The sequence below is a fragment of the Streptomyces sp. NPDC058459 genome (assembly GCF_042721685.1).
In the GTDB taxonomy this organism is placed as follows: Bacteria; Actinomycetota; Actinomycetes; order Streptomycetales; family Streptomycetaceae; genus Streptomyces.
On sequence record NZ_JBHXLV010000418.1, the window covers coordinates 1 to 1412 of the forward strand.

2 protein-coding genes are annotated in these 1412 nt (G+C 65.5%); both read right to left on the minus strand.

The genetic code is table 11. The features are described 5' to 3' along the window. Positions 1 to 864 (minus strand): alpha-amylase family glycosyl hydrolase (locus tag ACFWN1_RS33275; RefSeq protein WP_384370494.1); only part of this gene is annotated, 864 nt, incomplete at its 3' end. After that, positions 861 to 1412, minus strand: a 552-nt coding sequence (locus ACFWN1_RS33280; protein ID WP_384370497.1) for an alpha-glucosidase C-terminal domain-containing protein, incomplete at its 5' end; no start/stop codon positions are given. The genes ACFWN1_RS33280 and ACFWN1_RS33275, both read right to left, overlap by 4 nt.

Genomic DNA, 1412 nt, shown 5'->3' on the forward strand with positions numbered 1-1412 from the left:
GAAGTGGAACGCCATGTGGCATTCGTCGCCGCCGGTGGAGTAGTCGCCGAAGTAGTCGACCACGTCCTCGGGCCACTGGTTGGCCTCCGCCAGCACGACCTTGTCGGCGTACTGCTCGTCGACCTCCTTGCGGACCCGCTTCAGGAAGTCATGGGTCTCGGGGAGGTTCTCGCAGTTGGTGCCCTCGCGCTGGTACAGATACGGCACCGCGTCCAGCCGGAACCCGTCGATGCCGAGGTCCAGCCAGAACTTCAGCGCGGAGATCATCTCCTCCTGCACGGCCGGGTTGTCGTAGTTCAGGTCCGGCTGGTGCGAGAAGAAGCGGTGCCAGTAGTACTGCTTGCGCACCGGGTCGTACGTCCAGTTCGACGCCTCGGTGTCGACGAAGATGATCCGGGCGTCCTGGTACTGCTTGTCGTCGTCGGCCCAGACGTAGTAGTCCCCGTACGGGCCTTCGGGGTTGTTGCGGGACTCCTGGAACCACGGGTGCTGGTCGCTGGTGTGGTTCATGACGAAGTCGATGATGACGCGCATGCCCCGCTGGTGCGAGGCGTCCACGAATTCCACGAAGTCCGCGAGGTCCCCGAACTCGGGGAGTACGGCCGTGTAGTCGGAGACGTCGTAACCGCCGTCGCGCAGCGGTGACTTGAAGAACGGCGGGAGCCAGAGGCAGTCCACGCCGAGCCATTGCAGATAGTCGAGTTTGGCGGTCAGACCCTTGAGGTCACCGACGCCGTCGCCGTTGCTGTCCTGGAAGGAGCGGACCAGGACCTCGTAGAAGACGGCACGCTTGAACCACTCCGGGTCCCGGTCCTTGGCCGGGGTGTCCTCGAAGGTGTCGGGAACGGGCTCGTTGACGATCATATGGCGGGTGACCCTCCGATCCGCGGGTTGGACGGTCGCAGCACCGAGAACACATGCGCGGGTCGACGACCCGGTTCGAGTCGCACGTAGTTGGCCCTGCCCCAGTCAAAGGACTCGCCGGTGAGCAGGTCGCGCACCGGCACCGACTCGTGCCAGTCGAGGCCGAGTTGCGGCATGTCCAACGAGACCGTGGCCTCCTGGGTGTGGTGCGGGTCGAGGTTGGCGACCACCAGAACCGTGTTCGAACCACTGCGCTTCGAGTACGCGATCACCGCGTCCTGGTCCGTGTGATGAAAGTGGATGTCCCTCAGCTGGTGCAGAGCCGGATTCCGCCGGCGGATGTCGTTGAGGCGGGTGACGAGGGGGGCGATGGTGCGGCCCTCACGGGCGGCGGCTTCCCAGTCGCGGGGCTTGAGCTGGTACTTCTCCGAGTCCCCGTACTCCTCGCTGCCCGCCTTCAGCGGCTGGTTCTCGCAGAGTTCGTAGCCGCTGTAGATGCCCCACGTGGGGGAGAGGGTGGCGGCGAGGACCGCGCGGACCTCGAAGGC